Raw genomic sequence first — 16,492 nt, forward strand, 5'->3', positions numbered from 1 at the left:
GCGGCATGCAACTCGCCGAAGCCCTCATCGAGCGGGCCGACCTGCAGAAGCGCATCGAGCAGCTCCGCGCCCGGATCGCGGGGAACGCCCGCTACCAGGAGGGCGAGGAGCCGGACGAGGACGCCGCTGCGCTCCTGGTCGAAGCCGAGTCGGCGATCGATGCGCTGGAGTCGCTCGTCGCCCGCATCAACGCGACGAACTCCGCGACCGTGCTCCCCGACGGCACGACCGTGACCACGCTCCTGGCCCGCCGTGACGCCCTCCGGCTCCGGCACGCGCTGGTCACCGGCGCAGCGGACGCGACGACCGGTGGCGGCTCGTACCGGCAGATGCGCAGTGAGCTCCGCACGTTCGCCGCGCTGCCGACGGCGGAGCTCCGGTCACGTGCCGACGCGCTCGCGAAGGAGCTCCGCGAGCTCGACGCGACGATCCAGCGCACGAACTGGGAGGTCGCCCTGGCGGACTGACACGACGAGCACGCGGTGCGTCGGTAGGCGGACCGGGGCGGGTACGGACCCGATGGACCGGCGGGTGATCCGGTCCTCTGTCGGCGCCGTGGGCAGCGCCAGGCGCAAGCCGTGCACATCGCAGCCCAGCACCGAGCACCGGTGACGGCGTACAGGGCACATCGCAGAACCGCGTACCGACCGGACCACCGAGGGTGGGACAGGGGACAGCACCGCTTCCCGGCTAGGCCGAGCGTCGAGCGTGCCAGCGCCCTTCTGCGCGCACGATGGCGAGCGGGAAGTCGAACGCGTGCGACACGGCGGACGACGTGATCACCTCGTCCGCGTCGCCCTGCGCGACGGCGGCACCGTCCCGGAGCAGCATCGCGTGGGACGTGGACGCCGGCAGGTCCTCGAGGTGGTGCGTGACCATCACGCTGCCGAGGTCCGGGTGCCGTCCGCGGAGGGCGTCGATCGTCTCCAGGAGGTGCTCGCGGGCGGCGACGTCGAGCCCCGTCGCCGGCTCGTCGAGGAGCAGGAGCTCCGGCTCCGACATCAGTGCTCGGGCGATGAGCGCACGGCCGCGTTCACCCTGGGACAGGACCGGCCACCGTGAGTCGCGACGTGCCGTGAGTCCCACCGAGGCGATGTGCTCCTCGGCGCGTGCGACCTCGTCCGCCGTCGGCTCCCACCGCATCATGAGGTCCGTCGTCCCGGTCAGCCCGGTCAGGACGGTCTCGAACACCGTCAGCGGGGAGAGCATGCGGTGCCGGGGGTCGACGTGCCCGATGTGCTCGCGGAGTGCTCGGACGTCGACCCGGCCGAGCCGCGATCCGAGGACCTCGACGGTGCCGGCGGTGGGGTGCCCGGTCGCCCCGAGAACGGCGAGCAAGGTCGACTTGCCGGCGCCGTTCGGTCCGAGCAGGGCCCAGTGCTCGCCGCGCCGGACGGTCAGGTCGATGTCGTGCAGGAGATCTCGGCCGGACCGGGTCACGCGGACGCCGGCGGCACTGATGAGGACGTCGTTCACGACTCCATCGTTCCGTACCGCGCGCGGACGTCGACGATGTGCGCGTCGAAGTGGGTGCCGAGCGCGTGGAACGCCTCCGACACGGTGTCGGCGTCGCGGGAGTGGGCCGCCTGGTCGAGCAGCTGGAGGGAGTCCTCGACGGCCCACTGCCGGAACGGCGGCGGCTCCGGCAGGATGTACGCCAACCGGGAGATCACGACGCTCGTCGTCTGTCGCATGGCGCGGTTCGGGCTGCGGAGCGCGAAGAACCTGGCAATCTCGAGCAGCGTGCTCGTGTAGGCGAAGTCCCGGACCCTGGCCTCACGCCGGGTCCGAGCGACCAGGTCGCCCAGCTCGGCGACGTCCGCGTCGGTCAGGTCCGCGATGCAGGTCCGTGCGCACATCTCCTGCAGTCCGAGCAGCAGCCCGATCGTCTGCGCCCAGTCGTCGACCGTCGGCGTCGTCACCAGGACGCTGTCGTCGCGGTCGGGACCGGCGGCGACGAGCCCCATCACCTCGAGCCGTCGGATCATCGGCAACAGGCGCTGCATGGGGACCCGGAACCGTGCGGTGAGGTCCCGGAACGCGTACGAGCGACCCGGTTCGAGCGACCCGTCGCGCACGGATCCGAGGAGTTCGAACCAGTCGTCGTCCGCGCGCCAGTCGGCCCAGTAGAGGGTCTCCGACGCTCCTCCAGCCGGGTGGGCCAGCGTGTCCGGCTCCCGGCCGAGTTCTCGGGCGCTCTCCGCCAGGTAGCGGCTCCACAGCCGCGCCAACACGTGCGCGGCGCGTTCGGCGCTCCGGACGTCCCGGAGGCGGAGCGCCTGCGACGAGGAGGCCAGCCAGGCCTCGACGTCCGGGTTCCGCCACGGGGGTCTGGTGGCCAGGCCGTAGCGGGTCTGCTGCATCGACCGCACGAGGAGCCGTGCCGTGAAGGACTCCTGGCCCGTGCCCGCCCAGAAGTCGAGCGTCGCGAGCACCGTCGTGTCGAGCTCGTCGCCACGGTCGGCAGCCGCACGACGCGTGGCGGCCACGAGGGCGGCGTACCGCTCGACGTCGTCGTCCGTCGCGACGGGCACCAGGGCGCGCATCGCCACCTCGACGACACCGACGAGCAACCAGGTGCCCTCGGCCCATGCCACCGGGTCGAGCGGCGGGAACCGCACCACGTCCCCGGGCAGCATGCGGGCCAGGCCGATGTCTGCGAGCCGCTGCAGGGCGCCCTCGAGCACCGCTGGGTGCACGGCGAACCGATCGCAGAGCGCGAGCACGTCGTAGTCGGTGTCGTCGCGGAGCGAGCCGTCCCGGATGCCGGCGAGCACGGTGGTGAACGCCTCGTCGAACACGGGACGACGGTCCCTGTCCGAGCGCGCGTCCTCCATGGTCAGCCGCGCGCGGCGCGGACCGACTCGATGTGCTGCTCGAAGTTGCGCGTGAGTGCACGCCCTGCCTCGGCCGCGGTCTCGCCGTCGCGGTCCTCGAGCGCGGAGCGCAGGATCGAGAAGAAGGCCTCGGACTCGTACTGCTCGAACGCCGGCGTCGGGTTGAGGGTGAAGCGCACGCGCTCCAGGGCGCCGTCGGCAGCGACCTGCACGAGCGGGTTGCCGCCGTGCGCGATCGCGAACTCGATGATCTCGGTGACGGCGCCGCTGAACCCGTAGTCGCGGACCCTCCGGAGCCCGTCGGCACGGTCGAGGAGCTTCTCGAGCGCGGAGGCATCGGCGTCGGTGTACTCGGGAACGCCCCAGCGCAGGCTGAGTTCGAAGAACCCGGCCATGGCGCGCGTGGCGATCACCCAGTCGTCGATCGTCGGCGTCGCGACACGGGTGTACCGGTTCGCTTCCATCTCCACGAGCCCGATGTCGACGAGCTTCGCGATCGCCTCGCGGATCGGGGTGCGACTCACCCCGAGCCACTGCACCAACTCGTCGTCGTTGAGGCGTTCGCCGTGCTGGAGCGTGCCGTCGCGGAGCGCCGCGAGCATCTTGTCGTAGACGACGTCCCGCAGGAGCTTCCGGGGCGAGTTCTCGACGGTGGACTTCGGGACCGGCATCCGGGTGCTCCTCACATTGCGGCGTTCGGATTTGCAATCCTAACGTGTCAATATGCAAGCGTTTGTAGAATGACAGTATTGCAGTACGTCAGTACGATGTATCGACGATGGTTCGACCGTGCACCTGCCCGGCGACGATCGACGGCCCGAGCGCGATCGCCTCGGTGAGTCCGACCGTGCGGGTGACGGACGCGAGCAGGGTCGGGTCGAGTTCGGTGGCGAGCAGGTTCCATGCCCCGCGCCGGAGCGCAGGCGGAGCGTCCACCGAGTTGATGCCGAGCAGCGACACCCCGCGCAGGATGAACGGCAGCACCGTGGTCTGGAGCTGGACGTCCTGGGCGAGCCCGCAGGCCGTCACCGCGCCGCCCCAGCGGGTCGAGGCGAGCAGGTTCGCGAGCGTAGCGCCGCCCACGCTGTCCACCGCGCCGGCCCACACCGCCTTTTGCATCGGCTTGCCGCGCTCCCCGAGCGGTCCACGGTCGACGACGTCCGTCGCACCCAGTGCCCGGAGCGACTCCGCGTTGCCCGGACGGCCGGTCGAGGCGGTCACACGGTACCCGCGCCCGGCGAGGAGGGGGATGGCGACCGAACCGACGCCGCCGGAGGACCCCGTCACGAGGACCGGGCCGTCCGACGGGTCGACGAAACGGGCGAGCGCCAGCACGCTGAGCGCCGCCGTGAACCCGGCGGTGCCGATCGCGGCGGCGAAGTCCTCCGGCACCGAGTCGGGCAGCACCACGAGCGACGCCGACGGCACGACCGCCCGGGTCGCCCACCCGCCGTGCCGCGTCTCACCGGCGCCGGCGCCGTTCAGGACCACGTGGTCGCCGATCGCGACGTCGTGCACGCCCGGACCGAGCGCCGAGACCGTGCCGACCACGTCGATCCCCGGTACCAGCGGGTCGATCCGGGCGACGCCGGGGCCACCGGCCAGCGCGAGCCCGTCCTTGTAGTTGACGCTGGAGTACGAGACGTCGACGAGGGCTTCGCCCTCGCCGGGGTCCGCCACGTCGACGGACGTGACGGCGGGGGCACTGGAACTGGAGACGAGGACGGCGCGGGTCACGCGCCGAACGCTACCCCGAGCCTCCAGTCAGGGCTCGACCGGAAGGCCGGACCGGACCGGAGGTCACCCGAACAGGATGGCGGCCTCGTCGAACCGGGACTGCGGCACGGTCTTCAGCTCGCCCAGCGCGTCCTCGAACGACACGTGCACGATGTCCGTGCCACGGAGCGCCACCATCCGCCCCCAGCGTTCCTCGACGACGGAGTCGATCGCCGCCAGGCCCAGGCGCGTCGAGAGCACCCGGTCGTACGCCGTCGGGGTGCCGCCGCGCTGGATGTGGCCGAGCGTCGTCGCACGTGTCTCGATGCCCGTCATCTCCTCGATGAGCGGTGCCAGGCGCTCGCCGATGCCCCCGAGCCGCGGACGGCCGAAGGCGTCGAGCCCGCGCTCGGAGTGCGCGTTGTCCTCGTGGTCGGGGACGAACCCCTCGGCGACGACGACGAGCGGCGCGCGGCCGCGGTCGTACGCGGACCGGACCCAGGACGCGATCTGTTCGAGCGAGGTCTTCTGCTCCGGGATGAGGATCGCGTGCGCACCGGCCGCCATGCCGGACTGCAGTGCGATCCAGCCGACGTGCCGGCCCATCACCTCGGCGACCATGCAGCGCGAGTGCGACTCGCCGGTGGTGCGCAGGCGGTCCATCGCCTCGGTCGCGATCTCGACCGCGGTGTCGAACCCGAACGTGTAGTCGGTGGCGCCGAGGTCGTTGTCGACGGTCTTCGGGACGCCGACGATCTTCAGCCCGGCATCGGTGAGCCGCTTCGCCGCCGCCAGGGTGCCCTCGCCGCCGATCGCGATGATGGCGTCGATGCCGTGGCGCTCGAGCATGCGCTCGATGTTCTCCACGCCGCCCTTCTCGCCCTCGAACGGGTTCGTCCGGCTCGTCCCGAGGATCGTGCCGCCCTGCTTCGCGATGCCCTGGATGTCCTTGCGGCCGAGCGGCACGATGTCGCCCTCCACGACGCCGCGCCAACCGTCGCGGAAGCCCACGAACTCGTGGCCGTGGATGGCGATGCCCTTGAGGACCGCCGCACGGATGACCGCGTTGAGGCCGGGGCAGTCGCCGCCGGAGGTGAGGATGCCGATGCGCATGGTGGGACTCCGATGTCGGGTGTGTGGATCTGGTCCCATCTTGGCCGACGGTGGTTTCGCTTACCATCCCTGTCATGCGCCTCGCCCGTCTCGACCCGGCTCCGACCGGCGGCGTGCGACGGTTCGACACGGTCTACCGGCCAGGAGGCCCTGTGCACGTGGCCGCGACGCTCCGGCCCCTGCAGCGCGGCTCCGGCGACCCCGCCTTCCGGGTGGTCGGCTCGGACGTGTGGCTCGCGTTGCGGACGCCAGAGGGGGCGGCCTCGGTGGCGATCCGGCAGGCCGGCGACACGATCGGGATCTCTGCGTGGGGGGACGGTGCGGAGTGGGCGGTCGAGCACGGACCGGACCTGGTCGGGCGTGGGGATGACTGGTCCGACCTCGACGTGTCCTCGCACGCGTTCCTCGCCGACGCCCGACACCGGCAGCCGGGGCTGCGGTTGTGCCGGACGAACACGGTCGTCGCGATGCTCGTGCCGGCGATCATGGAGCAGAAGGTCACCTCACGGCAGGCATGGGGTGCATGGCGGTACCTGTTGCGCAAGTACGGCACGCCCGCACCCGGGCCCGCCCCCGTCGGGATGATCGTGCCGCCGTCCGCCGCCGAGTGGGCGAAGGTGCCGAGCTGGGAGTGGCACCGAGCCGGCATCGAACCCGGGCGCTCGGCAACGGTCATGCGTGCCGTGAAGGTCGCCCCGGCCCTCGAACGGACGCTGTCGCTCGGCCGCGGGGGCACCGTCGTCGCCGCCCGGCTGCAGTCGATCCCCGGCATCGGGAAGTGGACCGCTGCCGAGACGGCGCAGCGCTCCCACGGCGACCCCGACTCCCCGAGCGTCGGGGACTTCCACGTGCCGGCGCTCGTCGGGTGGGCGCTGACGGGAGGCCCGGTGGACGACGACGGCATGCTCGAGCTCCTCGAACCCTGGCGGGGGCACCGCGAGCGGGTCGTGCGGCTCATCGGCGGCAGCGGTTTCCGGAAGCCCGCGTTCGGCCCCCGCATGACGATCCAGGACCACCGCCACCACTGACCCCGCCTGCCCGCTTCGCACTCCGCCACGAACATCGCGCCCCGACACGACGGGGCGCGATGTTCGTTCTGGGGCGCGGCAGGACTTCGCTCGCGGGGATAGGGTCCGAGTATGGGGTGGTGGATCGGAGCCGCGGTCGTGTTCGTCGGTCTCGTCGTGTTCTGGGTGTGGATGGCGAAGTTCACCGACCTGGGTGCTCGCTCGCGGGCCTTCGAGCAGAGTGACCAGGAGCTCGCCGACGCGTTGCGCGAGGCACAGCGCGGTCAGGACCAGGCGAACTTCTACCACCACCGCTGACAGCTCGGGAACCGGTGAGCGCCCTCACCCTGATGGTGCGGGGCGCCCGGGCGCCCGGGGCTACTTCTGCTCGGTGCCGTCGGGGTTCACGACGTACCAGACCCCGCCGACGCCCTGCCCGGTGACGTCGCCCGGCTTCGCGTCCGCCGCGTAGGTGTAGATCGGGCGACCGTCGACCGTGACCTGGAGCTTCCCGTCGACGCCCGTGATCGTGCCGACGTCGCCCGTCACCCCGGACACGGCGGGCTTCGCCGTGTCGGACTCGATCGCCGGCCAGGCCGCGGCGCACCCACCTGAGCAGGTGCTCTTCCCGGAGCCCTTGACGTCTTCGTCGTAGAAGTAGGCGGTCATGCCCTTGCCGTCGACCACGACGGTGCCGAGCGAGGTGGGCGCGGTCGCGATGCCGTCGTCGGCACCGTGCCCGCCGCCGCTGTCGCCGCCCTTGTCGTCGGTGCCGTACGCGCCGGCGCCGGACGACGGGGACGACGACGGAGACGACGACGCAGGCGACGCAGACGACGAAGACGACGCCGACGCCGACGCGGACGGGGCGGACGACCCGCCCGACGACGCCGACGACCCGGCCGAACAGCCCGCGAGCGCCAGCGCCGCGAACGCGACGCCCGCGACCATCAGCACGGAACGGGTGGAACGGGTGGAACGTGTGGTGCGCATGGGTGACCCCTGTCCTGCGGAGCCGAGCCGGGCCTCCCGGCATGAGCGGTCCCGCTCACCGGTGACACGGGTCGGCGGGCCGGATCGTTCGATCCCGACCCGGATTGAACGATCCGGTTCCCTGCGTCGTTTCCCGGGCATGAGGACTCGGACCAAGGTGCTGCTCGGGATCGCCGCAGGCGTGGTCGTCATCGGCGCGGCCGGTGTGATCGGCGGACCGATCGTGTACGCGAACCTCGTGAACGGCTCGGCGGAGGCCGAACCGACGCTCGCCCCGACCGGCGGTGCGACGCTCGACCCGGCCGATGCCGACGGCACGTGGCAGGCGGGGAACGACTCCTTCGCCGGGTACCGGGTGCACGAGGTCCTGCGGGGCCAGGATGTGACCGTGACCGGACGCACGAAGGACGTCGACGCCACCGCCACCGTGGCCGACGGGTCGCTCGAGCGTGCGACGGTCACCGTGCAGGTCGCCTCGATCGCCACGCCCGAGTCCGCCCGCGACGAGTACTTCCGGTCCCAGGCCCTGCAGACCGACCGCTTCCCGACCGCGACCTTCCGGGTGACCGAGCCCGTCGACGTGCGGGCGGCGCTCGCCGGCACCGACCGGGACGTGACCCTCCGAGGGGACCTGACGATGCACGGTGTGACGAAGGCGGTCTCCGCTGATGCGCAGCTCGGGGTGGACGGCGACGGGCGCGTCCAGGTCGCCGGCTCGATCCCGGTCACGTTCGCCGACTACGGCGTCCAGGCGCCCGACCTCGGCTTCGTCAAGGTCGACGGCTCCGGCGCCGTCGAGTTCTCCCTCGAGCTGACGCGGTGACCGTGGGGGAGCGTCCGGCCGACGAACTGCTCCTGGCGCTGCACGCCGAGCACGGGGACGCGCTGCTGCGGTACGTGCGGCACCTCACCGCGGACCGAGCGCTCGCCGATGACGTGGTGCAGGAGACCCTGGTGCGGGCGTGGCAGCGACCGGCGGTGCTCGAGCGCGAGCCCGATGCTGCTCGGGCCTGGCTGTTCACAGTCGCGCGGAACCTCGTCGTCGACGACGCCCGCTCCGCCCGGCACCGACGCGAGTTCGGCAGTGACGAACCCGTCGACAAGGTGCAACCCGACCGGACGGACGCGGTGCTCGACGGCATCGTCGTCGCCGACGCACTCGCAGTACTCTCACCCGAGCACCGGCGGGTCGTCGTCGACGCGTACTGGCTCGGCCACACCGTCCCCGAGATCGCCCGCCGCCACGGCATCCCCGAGGGCACCGCGAAGTCCCGCCTGCACTACGGCCTCCGCGCACTCCGACTCGCACTGCAGGAACGAGGGGTGACCCGATGACCGAGGACCGCTACCGGGACTGGGACGCCGCGTACGTACTCGGCTCGCTGCCGAGCGACGAGCGGCTCGAGTACGAACGGCACCTGGAGACGTGCGCCGCGTGCCGCGCCGCCGTCGCGGAGCTGGCCGGCATGCCGGGGCTGCTCGGTCGGTTGCCTGCCGAGGACGCCGTCGCGATCGCGGACCCGGACGGGAGGCCCGACCCGGCTCCGGCACGCCCGCTCGCCACGGTCGCGCACCGGGTCAGGACCCGCCGTCGCCGCCGCCGGGTGCTGGTCACGGTCACCGTGGGGCTCGCCGTCGTGGCCGCCGTGCTCGGCGGGGTCGCGATCGGCGCAGCACGGGTCGGCCCGGCTCCGACGTCCGTCTCCGCGGGGTCCGAGCGCTACGCGATGTCGCCCGTCGCGGCCGCCGGGTTGCGGGTGGACCTCGACGTGACCCGGAAGGCCTGGGGGACCCGGTTCGACTGGGGCTGCACCTACGGCGGCCGCGACTGGGGGAACGGCAGCAGCGTCATGTACGACCTCGTCGTGGTGCGGAAGGACGGCACCGACGAGACCGTGGCGTCGTGGACGGCGTCCGGGCGCTCGGCTGCTGGCCTCGCGGCGGCGACGGACGTGCCGATCGGCTCGATCGCGTCGGTCGAGGTCCGGTTGCACGGCGACACGACGACCTTGGCGACCGTCCGGATCTGAGGGTCGTCCTGGTCAGTCGTGTACGGGGTCGACCGGGCCGAGCGCGTCCTGGACCCGGGCGCTGACCGACCGCAGCGTGTCCGCGTCGTCGCCCACGGGTTTCCAGAACAGCTGCTCGAGTGCGGCGGTGTGCGCGCGGATCCCGGCGAGCACCGCGCGGCGGCCGTCCGGCGTCATCACGACCCAGCTGCCGCGGCCGTCCGTCGGGCAGTCCGCACGCTCGACCAGGCCGCGGGACACCATGCGCGTGACCTGGTGGCTGACACGGGACTTCTCCCAGCCGATGCCGGCCGCGACGTCCCGCACCCGCAGTCGGTGGTCCGGTTGCCGGTGCAACCCGATCAGGATCTCGAACTCCGGGATCGAGATGCCCGCGCCGTGCTGGACGGCGTGGTCGAGGGCGCGGTCGAGACGTCTCCACACGTCGTGGTACGCGTCCCAGGTGGCCCAGTCGTGGCCGCCATCGCCCTGCTTCGACATGCGAGCAAGCGTATCCCGCTGACACATCGCTGACTGTTGGCCAGCACTCGGCGCGCTCCGAGGTGAGGTTGGTGCTGCGGCATACGATCAGACCATGCCGAGCGCTCGCCTCCAGGACTGCACCGACGACGCCGTGGCGCTCGTGCGACGCTGGCTCGCCGCATCCGCGGGGGTCAAGCCCGATCCCGGTGCGGCCCGGCTGGCTGGCGTGCTCCGCGACGAACAGGGCCTCGACTTCACGTTCGGCTTCGTCGACAAGGTGATCCGCCCGGAAGACCCTCGCGTCGCCGCACGGAACCTCGAGAAGGTCAGCCAGGACGTCCCCGACTTCCTCGCCTGGTACCTCCGCGGCGCGGTCACCTTCGGTGGCGGCTTCGCGACGATGGCGCCGTGGGCCGTCATCCCCACCGCGCGGAAGATCCTGCGCCGGATGACCGGCCACCTCGTCGTCGACGCGACCCCGGCGAAGCTCGGTCCGGCGCTCGCCAAGATCGGCGGCGACGGCACCCGGCTCAACGTGAACCTGCTCGGCGAAGCCGTCCTCGGCAGCGCCGAGAGCGACCGTCGGCTCCAGGGCACGATGGACCTCCTCGCGCGGGACGACGTCGACTACGTCTCGATCAAGGTCAGTGCCGTGGTCCCGCAGATGTCGATGTGGGCGTTCGACGAGACCGTCGACCGCGTCGTCGACCGCCTCGTGCCGCTCTACCGGCTGGCGGCGTCGAGCCCCACGCCGAAGTTCATCAACCTCGACATGGAGGAGTACCGCGACCTCGACGTCACGCTCGCGGTCTTCCAGGAGCTGCTGGGGCGCGAGGAGTTCCTCGGCCTGCACGCCGGCATCGTGCTGCAGGCGTACCTGCCGGACGCCGCGGGAGCGCTCGAGTCGCTGACGTCCTGGGCGATCGCCCGCCGGGCACGCGGTGGTGCCCCCGTGAAGGTCCGGCTGGTCAAGGGTGCCAACCTCGCGATGGAGCGCGTCGAGTCGATCGTGCACGACTGGCCGCTCGCGACGTGGGGCAGCAAGCGGGAGACCGACACAGCGTACCTCCGGATGCTCGACACCGCCCTGACGCCCGAGCGCACCGACGCCGTCCGCATCGGCGTCGCCGGGCACAACCTCTTCGACCTCGCGACCGCGTGGGTGCTCGCCCAGCGCCGCGGGGTGACCGACGCCGTGGACGTGGAGATGCTCCTCGGCATGGCCGCCACGCACGCCGACGCCGTCCGCGCCGACGTCGGACAGATCCTCCTCTACACACCCGTCGTCCAGCCGGACGAGTTCGACTCCGCGATCGCGTACCTGGCTCGGCGCCTGCAGGAGAACGCCAGCCCCGAGAACTTCATGTCGGGGGCGTTCGACATCGACCACGACCAGGCCGTGTTCGACCGGGAACTCGCCCGTTGGACCGCGTCCGTCGCGGCGCTCGACGACCCGGTCCCGGCGACGAACCGCACGCAGGACCGACGACGCCGCCCGGCCGAACCCGGCCCGCGCGACCACTTCGCCAACGTCCCGGACACCGACCCGGCGATCCCCGCGAACCGAGCGTGGGCGGCGGACGTCCTCCGCCGCGTGCCCCGGTCGCAGCTCGGCATCCAGACCATCCGCGGCGCACGGGTCCTCGACCGCACCAAGCTCGAACGGATCGTCGGCAGCACCGCCCAGGCCGGCGTGAACTGGGGCCGTCAGGACCCAGGTGACCGCGCCGAGCTGCTCGACCTGATCGGGCACGAGCTCGAGGTCCGGCGCGGCGACCTCATCGAGGTGATGGCGGCCGAGACCGGCAAGACCATCACCGAGGCCGACGCAGAGGTCAGTGAGGCGATCGACTCCGCCCACTACTACGCCGACCAGGCTCGCGGGCTCGCGTCCGTCACCGGTGCGCGGTACGTGCCACCGCGACTGACCGTCGTCGTGCCGCCGTGGAACTTCCCCGTCGCGATCGCCGCCGGTGGGGTGCTCGCCGCGCTCGCCGCCGGCAGCGGGGTCGTCCTGAAGCCCGCCCCGGAAGCGAAGCGCTGCGGTGCCGTCCTCGCCGACGTGCTCTGGGACGCGGGAGTCCCGCACTCGCTGCTGCAGCTCGTCGACCTCGACGAGGACATCCTCGGCCGACAGCTGATCGCGCACCCGGCCGTCGACCGCATCATCCTCACCGGGGCCGCCGAGACCGCCAGGTCCTTCACGTGGTGGCGTGCCGGGCTGCCCCTCACCGCCGAGACCAGCGGGAAGAACGCCATCGTCGTGACGCCGTCGGCCGACCTCGACCTCGCCGTGCAGGACGTCGTCCGATCGGCGTTCGGGCACGCCGGCCAGAAGTGCTCCGCGGCGTCGCTCGTCATCCTCGTCGGGTCCGTCGCCGAGAGCGAGCGGTTCCGTCGGCAGCTCGTGGACGCCACCAGGACGCTCCGGGTCGCCTGGCCCGACGACCCCACGGCGCAGATGGGTCCGCTCATCGCCGAGCCGAAGGGCAAGCTCCGCACGGGTCTGACCGAGCTCGGCCCGGGGGAGTCCTGGCTCGTGCAGCCGGTCCCGCTCGACGACTCCGGTCGGCTCTGGTCGCCCGGCATCCGCGACGGCGTCCGTCCCGGGAGCGACTTCCACCAGACCGAGTACTTCGGGCCGGTGCTCGGGATCATGCACGCCGAGACCCTCGACGACGCGATCGCGATCCAGAACGGCACCGACTTCGGCCTCACCGCGGGGATCCACTCCCTCGACGTCGACGAGGTGGCCGACTGGATGCACCGCGTCCAGGCGGGCAACCTGTACGTGAACCGCGGCATCACCGGGGCGATCGTCCGACGCCAACCCTTCGGCGGGTGGAAGCAGTCCTCCGTCGGCACGGGTACCAAGGCGGGTGGTCCGATGTACGTCGCGACCCTCGGCCGCTGGGAGCCGACACCGCGCAAGGTCCACAAGAGCATCCAGCTGCACGGTCTCCCGCCGCGGGTCACCGCCGTGATCGAGGCAGCACGCAGCGGGTTGACCTTCGAGGAGTTCGACCAGGTCCGGGCCGGTGCCATCAGCGACGTGCAGGCCCGCACGGAGCAGTACGGCGTCTCGCACGACCCCTCGGCGCTCGTCGTGGAGCGGAACGTCTTGCGCTACCGCCCGCAGTCGATCATCGTGCGCCAGTCCGAGGATGCGTCGAGCGGGGACCTCGTCCGCGCGCTCGTCGCCGCCACCGCCGCGCGCGCACACATCCTCCTGAGCACGGCGCGGCCGTTGCCCGGTCCCCTCACCCAGCTGTTCGCGTCGAGCAGATCCCCGCTCGACGTGGTCGACCACCTGGTCGAGTCGGACGAGGAGTTCCACCGTCGCGCGGCATCGGGCGACGTCTTCCGCGACAGCTGGTCGAGCCCGTCCGACGAACCGGAAGACGCCCTCGACGTCGTCCTGTCACAGGGTCGCGAGCGCCCGAAGCACACGGCCTTCGGCGGACCGGGCGCGCGCATCCGCCTGCTCGGCGGGGACGCCCTCGCGCTCGAGGAAGCGCTCGGCGCCAGCATCGACGTCGCGATCCACCACGCTCCCGTCGTCGAGTCGGGGCTGATCGAGATGCTGCCCTACCTCCGCGAGCAGTCGGTGTCGATCACCACGCACCGCTTCGGCGACGTCGACCGCGAGTTCGCCGAGCTCCGCGTCTGAGCGTCAGCCGCCGCCCGAGAGGTCGATCAGCGCGACGAGGCCGGCGGGATCCGGTGCGTACCCGGAGTCGCGCTCCGACCGCCGTGCGCCGTAGAGCTCGTAGGCGCGGAGCGCCGTCTCCGGCTCCAGCCGATCCGACGTGAGCGCCGCCACCTCGGCCGCGCGCGCGTCGAAGGGAGTGGCGACCCGGTGGTGGACGGTCCCCGCTGCCAGGTCGGCGGCGCGCATCGACTCGACCAGTGCCTCCCGTCCGATCCCCAGGACCAGGTGCAGGCCGATGAGCAGGTTGCCGCGACCGAGCCGCGTGGCGGCGAGGGCCGCGTCGAACCGCACGGCGTTGTCGATGGGAGGCTCCGGCAGGACGACCGCAGGACCCGTGATCGTGAGGTCCAGCCGACGGCCGTCACGAGTGACCAGGCGGAGCACCTGCCCGTCCTCCGCGACGGACTGCTGCCAGGCCCACAGCCGGGTGTCGAGCAGCCGCTCGATGTCGATGTGCTCGGACGTCGAGACCTCGACGTCGAGGTCGCTCCACTCGTCCAGGTCCCCGTCGACGAGCGAACCGTACGCCCGCACGCTCCCGTCCGGCAGCGCAGCGCGCAGCCGCTCGAACAGTTCCGCCTGCCACGTCGCCATCGCTCCAGCATGCCGGAATACGGTGTCGGGATGGCACCGACAGCACGCACGCTCGCCGCCGAGGGTCTGGTCAACGCCCGTGACCTCGGGGGCCTGCCGACGCGGGACGGCGGGACCACGCCGGCCGGTCGCTTCTTCCGGTCCGAGTCGGTCGACCGGGTCACGACGGACGGGTGGGCGTCGGTCCGCGACGCCGGCATCCGGACGGTCGTCGACCTCCGGGCGCCGTCCGAGCGCGAGAAGGACACGGGAGTCCGCCCGCCATGGCTGACGACGGTCGTCATCGACCACGACGACCTCGACGACCAGGAGTTCTGGGCGGACTTCTGGGACAACGGGTTGGTCGGCACGCCGCTGTACTACGGTCCACACCTCGACCGGAAGCCCGATCGGACCGTCGAGGTGCTCCGTGCGATGGTCCGCGCCGAACCAGGGGGTGTGCTGTTCCACTGCGCCGGTGGTCGGGACCGGACCGGGATCGTGTCCCTCGCGCTGCTGTCGATCGCCGGGGTCGCGGCTGACGACATCGTGGACGACTACCTCGTCACGGTGGAGACCGCACCCGCGTTGTTCGCCTCGATCGGTGTCCCGGTGCACGAGGACCAGATCGAGGCGCTCTGCGCCGAGCACGGCACCACGGTCGCCGACGCGATCCGCGCCGTCGTCGACGGCTTCGACGTGGACGCGTTCGTCGCGCGGTCCGGTCTGGACGCATCCGAACTGGAGGCCCTGCGCACGTTCCGCGCGCGCGTCACGTGAGTCGTGCCTCCCGTCCAGGGCCGCGGTCGCCCCTATCGTGGAGCGATGCGGCACCTGATCCGACTCGACGACTGGACGGCCGCCGACGCGGCGGCCGTGTTCGCCCTCGCCGACGCCTACCTCGGTGGCACGGGGCCGGTGACGGACGGTGCGTCGGTGATGTTCTTCCCGCCGTCGAGTCTGCGCACGCGGGTCTCGTTCGAGCGGGGCGCGCAGCTGATGGGCCTGCAGCCGATCGTCTTCCCGCCGGAGACGCTCGACAAGCCCGAGGCGCTCGGCGACGTCGCGGGGTACCTGGCGCAGTGGGCCGACGTCGTCGTCGCCCGGCACCCGTCGATCGCGGTGCTCGAGGACCTGGCAGGTGCGGACGCGCTCCCCGTGGTGAACGCGATGACCGACGAGAACCACCCCTGCGAGGTGCTCTCCGACGTGTACGCGCTGTCACGGCAGAGCGACGTCCGCGCGCTGCGCTTCCTGTTCGTCGGCGCGGACGGCAACATCGCGCGGGCGTGGCAGGAGGCCGCCGCGCTCTTCGACCTCGACCTCGTCCAGTGCTGCCCCGACCCCCTCGCGACGCCGGGAGCGGTGTGGACGGACGACCTCGCCACCGCGATCCGTTCGGCGGACGTCGTGCTGACCGACGGACCGGGTCGACACGCTGCGGCACTGGAGCGCTTCCGGATCACCACGGAGCTGCTGGCGACCGCACCGTCCGGCGTGCGGTTCGCTCCGTGTCCACCCTTCGTCCGCGGGCGGGAGGCGACCGCCGAGGCGCTCGCGGGGGATGCCTTCGTCGGGTACGGGTTCAAGCGGTCCCTGTTGCCCGTGCAGCAGGCCGTGCTGGCGTACTGCCTCGGACTCGGGTAGCGGTCAGTCCTCTTCGTCGCCGCGATCTTCATCCACGACGCCGGTCTCGTCCATCCGGTCGCGGAGGTGGTCGGCCATCACGGCCGCGCCCTCGTGCCCGTGGTCCTGGTCGACCTGTTCGATGAGGCCCGAGAGCTTCTCGTGGTTCGTGGCCTCGGTGGCGCCGTCCATGACGGGCTCGGTCTGTTCGTTGTCGCTCATGTGCGGGACGCTACGCGCGGGCCCCGTGAGCCACGCGAAAGGGACACCCGAACTGGGGGACCGAACTGTCTGTCCCCCTTTGTGCGGACCCGCTAATGTCGTCTTCAGCGAACCGCATTCGATCGGCGGTATCCCCGACCACCGAAGGTTCGCCGAGAGCAACGATGCTCCGGCCCTTGAGCGTCCCCTGTGCTCGGGCCG

Annotated in this window: 18 protein-coding genes; 9 read left to right on the plus strand and 9 right to left on the minus strand. The window is 72.1% G+C overall.

Going from position 1 to position 16,492, the window contains the following annotated elements; genetic code table 11:
• The first annotated feature begins 5 nt into the window (after positions 1-5).
• Positions 6-467, plus strand: coding sequence for a DIP1984 family protein (locus tag AAEP80_RS03710; RefSeq protein ID WP_420365999.1), 462 nt, complete (start codon positions 6-8; stop codon positions 465-467).
• 223 nt (positions 468-690) lie between these two features.
• Here AAEP80_RS03710 and AAEP80_RS03715 read toward each other — a convergent pair whose 3' ends face one another.
• The 5 genes from AAEP80_RS03715 to AAEP80_RS03735 form a co-directional block, all read right to left on the minus strand.
• Entirely contained in the window at positions 691-1,476 is a 786-nt protein-coding gene (locus AAEP80_RS03715; protein ID WP_281266419.1) for an ABC transporter ATP-binding protein, read from the minus strand.
• Entirely contained in the window at positions 1,473-2,801 is a 1,329-nt protein-coding gene (locus tag AAEP80_RS03720; protein WP_420366000.1) for a hypothetical protein, read from the minus strand. The genes AAEP80_RS03715 and AAEP80_RS03720 overlap by 4 nt, the downstream gene beginning before the upstream one ends.
• A gap of 38 nt (positions 2,802-2,839) precedes the next feature.
• Positions 2,840-3,508: a GntR family transcriptional regulator gene (locus AAEP80_RS03725; protein WP_413600357.1), complete on the minus strand. Its 669-nt coding sequence runs from the start codon at positions 3,506-3,508 to the stop codon at positions 2,840-2,842.
• 88 nt (positions 3,509-3,596) lie between these two features.
• On the minus strand, positions 3,597-4,574 hold the full coding sequence (locus tag AAEP80_RS03730) for an acryloyl-CoA reductase (RefSeq protein WP_420366001.1): 978 nt from the start codon (positions 4,572-4,574) through the stop codon (positions 3,597-3,599).
• A 63-nt stretch (positions 4,575-4,637) separates the two neighbouring features.
• Positions 4,638-5,666 (minus strand): 6-phosphofructokinase, encoded by a 1,029-nt coding sequence (locus AAEP80_RS03735; protein WP_402727667.1) that lies wholly within the window; start codon positions 5,664-5,666, stop codon positions 4,638-4,640.
• 74 nt (positions 5,667-5,740) lie between these two features.
• On the opposite strand from AAEP80_RS03735, the gene AAEP80_RS03740 reads away from it, so the two are divergent.
• Together AAEP80_RS03740 and AAEP80_RS03745 are read left to right on the plus strand one after the other, a co-directional pair.
• A complete protein-coding gene (locus AAEP80_RS03740) occupies positions 5,741-6,694 on the plus strand; it encodes a DNA-3-methyladenine glycosylase family protein (RefSeq protein ID WP_420366002.1) in 954 nt (317 codons plus the stop codon).
• A 111-nt stretch (positions 6,695-6,805) separates the two neighbouring features.
• Entirely contained in the window at positions 6,806-6,991 is a 186-nt protein-coding gene (locus tag AAEP80_RS03745; RefSeq protein ID WP_413600354.1) for a hypothetical protein, read from the plus strand.
• A 60-nt stretch (positions 6,992-7,051) separates the two neighbouring features.
• On the opposite strand, the gene AAEP80_RS03750 is transcribed toward AAEP80_RS03745, so the two are convergent.
• Positions 7,052-7,666, minus strand: a complete 615-nt coding sequence (locus tag AAEP80_RS03750; protein ID WP_420366003.1) for a hypothetical protein — start codon at positions 7,664-7,666, stop codon at positions 7,052-7,054.
• A gap of 139 nt (positions 7,667-7,805) precedes the next feature.
• On the opposite strand from AAEP80_RS03750, the gene AAEP80_RS03755 reads away from it, so the two are divergent.
• The 3 genes from AAEP80_RS03755 to AAEP80_RS03765 are packed head-to-tail and all read left to right on the plus strand — an operon-like array spanning position 7,806 to position 9,696.
• Positions 7,806-8,489, plus strand: coding sequence for a YceI family protein (locus AAEP80_RS03755; RefSeq protein WP_420366004.1), 684 nt, complete (start codon positions 7,806-7,808; stop codon positions 8,487-8,489).
• Positions 8,486-9,001 carry a sigma-70 family RNA polymerase sigma factor gene (locus AAEP80_RS03760; protein ID WP_420366005.1) on the plus strand — a complete coding sequence of 172 codons (516 nt, stop codon included), beginning with the start codon at positions 8,486-8,488 and terminating at the stop codon, positions 8,999-9,001. The genes AAEP80_RS03755 and AAEP80_RS03760 overlap by 4 nt, the downstream gene beginning before the upstream one ends.
• The gene (locus AAEP80_RS03765; protein ID WP_420366006.1) at positions 8,998-9,696 is read left to right on the plus strand and encodes an anti-sigma factor family protein; all 699 of its coding nucleotides are present in this window, start codon (positions 8,998-9,000) and stop codon (positions 9,694-9,696) included. Before AAEP80_RS03760 ends, AAEP80_RS03765 begins: the two co-directional genes overlap by 4 nt.
• Positions 9,697-9,708: 12 nt before the next feature.
• Here the strand turns inward: AAEP80_RS03765 and AAEP80_RS03770 are convergent, their stop codons facing one another.
• The gene (locus tag AAEP80_RS03770; protein WP_402727672.1) at positions 9,709-10,176 is read right to left on the minus strand and encodes a MarR family winged helix-turn-helix transcriptional regulator; all 468 of its coding nucleotides are present in this window, start codon (positions 10,174-10,176) and stop codon (positions 9,709-9,711) included.
• A 94-nt stretch (positions 10,177-10,270) separates the two neighbouring features.
• Here AAEP80_RS03770 and AAEP80_RS03775 point away from each other — a divergent pair, with 94 nt between their 5' ends.
• The gene (locus AAEP80_RS03775; protein ID WP_420366007.1) at positions 10,271-13,828 is read left to right on the plus strand and encodes a bifunctional proline dehydrogenase/L-glutamate gamma-semialdehyde dehydrogenase; all 3,558 of its coding nucleotides are present in this window, start codon (positions 10,271-10,273) and stop codon (positions 13,826-13,828) included.
• Positions 13,829-13,831: 3 nt separating this feature from the next.
• Here AAEP80_RS03775 and AAEP80_RS03780 read toward each other — a convergent pair whose 3' ends face one another.
• Positions 13,832-14,464, minus strand: a complete 633-nt coding sequence (locus AAEP80_RS03780; RefSeq protein WP_420366008.1) for a nucleotidyltransferase domain-containing protein — start codon at positions 14,462-14,464, stop codon at positions 13,832-13,834.
• A gap of 30 nt (positions 14,465-14,494) precedes the next feature.
• Between AAEP80_RS03780 and AAEP80_RS03785 the strand changes: the two genes are divergently transcribed.
• Complete coding sequence (locus AAEP80_RS03785; protein ID WP_420366009.1) at positions 14,495-15,223, plus strand: tyrosine-protein phosphatase; 729 nt, start codon at positions 14,495-14,497, stop codon at positions 15,221-15,223.
• A gap of 45 nt (positions 15,224-15,268) precedes the next feature.
• Positions 15,269-16,090, plus strand: a complete 822-nt coding sequence (locus AAEP80_RS03790; protein WP_420366010.1) for an ornithine carbamoyltransferase — start codon at positions 15,269-15,271, stop codon at positions 16,088-16,090.
• Positions 16,091-16,093: 3 nt separating this feature from the next.
• On the opposite strand, the gene AAEP80_RS03795 is transcribed toward AAEP80_RS03790, so the two are convergent.
• On the minus strand, positions 16,094-16,291 hold the full coding sequence (locus AAEP80_RS03795; RefSeq protein ID WP_420366011.1) for a hypothetical protein: 198 nt from the start codon (positions 16,289-16,291) through the stop codon (positions 16,094-16,096).
• Positions 16,292-16,492 lie beyond the last annotated feature (201 nt).

This window comes from Curtobacterium sp. L3-7, from assembly GCF_048756585.1.
Taxonomy (GTDB): Bacteria; Actinomycetota; Actinomycetes; order Actinomycetales; family Microbacteriaceae; genus Curtobacterium.

Coding starts and splice junctions, on each gene's coding strand:
- AAEP80_RS03710 (WP_420365999.1), top strand. CDS start 6: ATGCAACTCGCCGAAGCCCTCATCGAGCGGGCCGACCTGCAGAAGCGC.
- AAEP80_RS03725 (WP_413600357.1), bottom strand. CDS start 3,508: ATGCCGGTCCCGAAGTCCACCGTCGAGAACTCGCCCCGGAAGCTCCTG.
- AAEP80_RS03735 (WP_402727667.1), bottom strand. CDS start 5,666: ATGCGCATCGGCATCCTCACCTCCGGCGGCGACTGCCCCGGCCTCAAC.
- AAEP80_RS03740 (WP_420366002.1), top strand. CDS start 5,741: ATGCGCCTCGCCCGTCTCGACCCGGCTCCGACCGGCGGCGTGCGACGG.
- AAEP80_RS03745 (WP_413600354.1), top strand. CDS start 6,806: ATGGGGTGGTGGATCGGAGCCGCGGTCGTGTTCGTCGGTCTCGTCGTG.
- AAEP80_RS03750 (WP_420366003.1), bottom strand. CDS start 7,666: ATGCGCACCACACGTTCCACCCGTTCCACCCGTTCCGTGCTGATGGTC.
- AAEP80_RS03755 (WP_420366004.1), top strand. CDS start 7,806: ATGAGGACTCGGACCAAGGTGCTGCTCGGGATCGCCGCAGGCGTGGTC.
- AAEP80_RS03765 (WP_420366006.1), top strand. CDS start 8,998: ATGACCGAGGACCGCTACCGGGACTGGGACGCCGCGTACGTACTCGGC.
- AAEP80_RS03770 (WP_402727672.1), bottom strand. CDS start 10,176: ATGTCGAAGCAGGGCGATGGCGGCCACGACTGGGCCACCTGGGACGCG.
- AAEP80_RS03775 (WP_420366007.1), top strand. CDS start 10,271: ATGCCGAGCGCTCGCCTCCAGGACTGCACCGACGACGCCGTGGCGCTC.
- AAEP80_RS03780 (WP_420366008.1), bottom strand. CDS start 14,464: ATGGCGACGTGGCAGGCGGAACTGTTCGAGCGGCTGCGCGCTGCGCTG.
- AAEP80_RS03785 (WP_420366009.1), top strand. CDS start 14,495: ATGGCACCGACAGCACGCACGCTCGCCGCCGAGGGTCTGGTCAACGCC.
- AAEP80_RS03790 (WP_420366010.1), top strand. CDS start 15,269: ATGCGGCACCTGATCCGACTCGACGACTGGACGGCCGCCGACGCGGCG.
- AAEP80_RS03795 (WP_420366011.1), bottom strand. CDS start 16,291: ATGAGCGACAACGAACAGACCGAGCCCGTCATGGACGGCGCCACCGAG.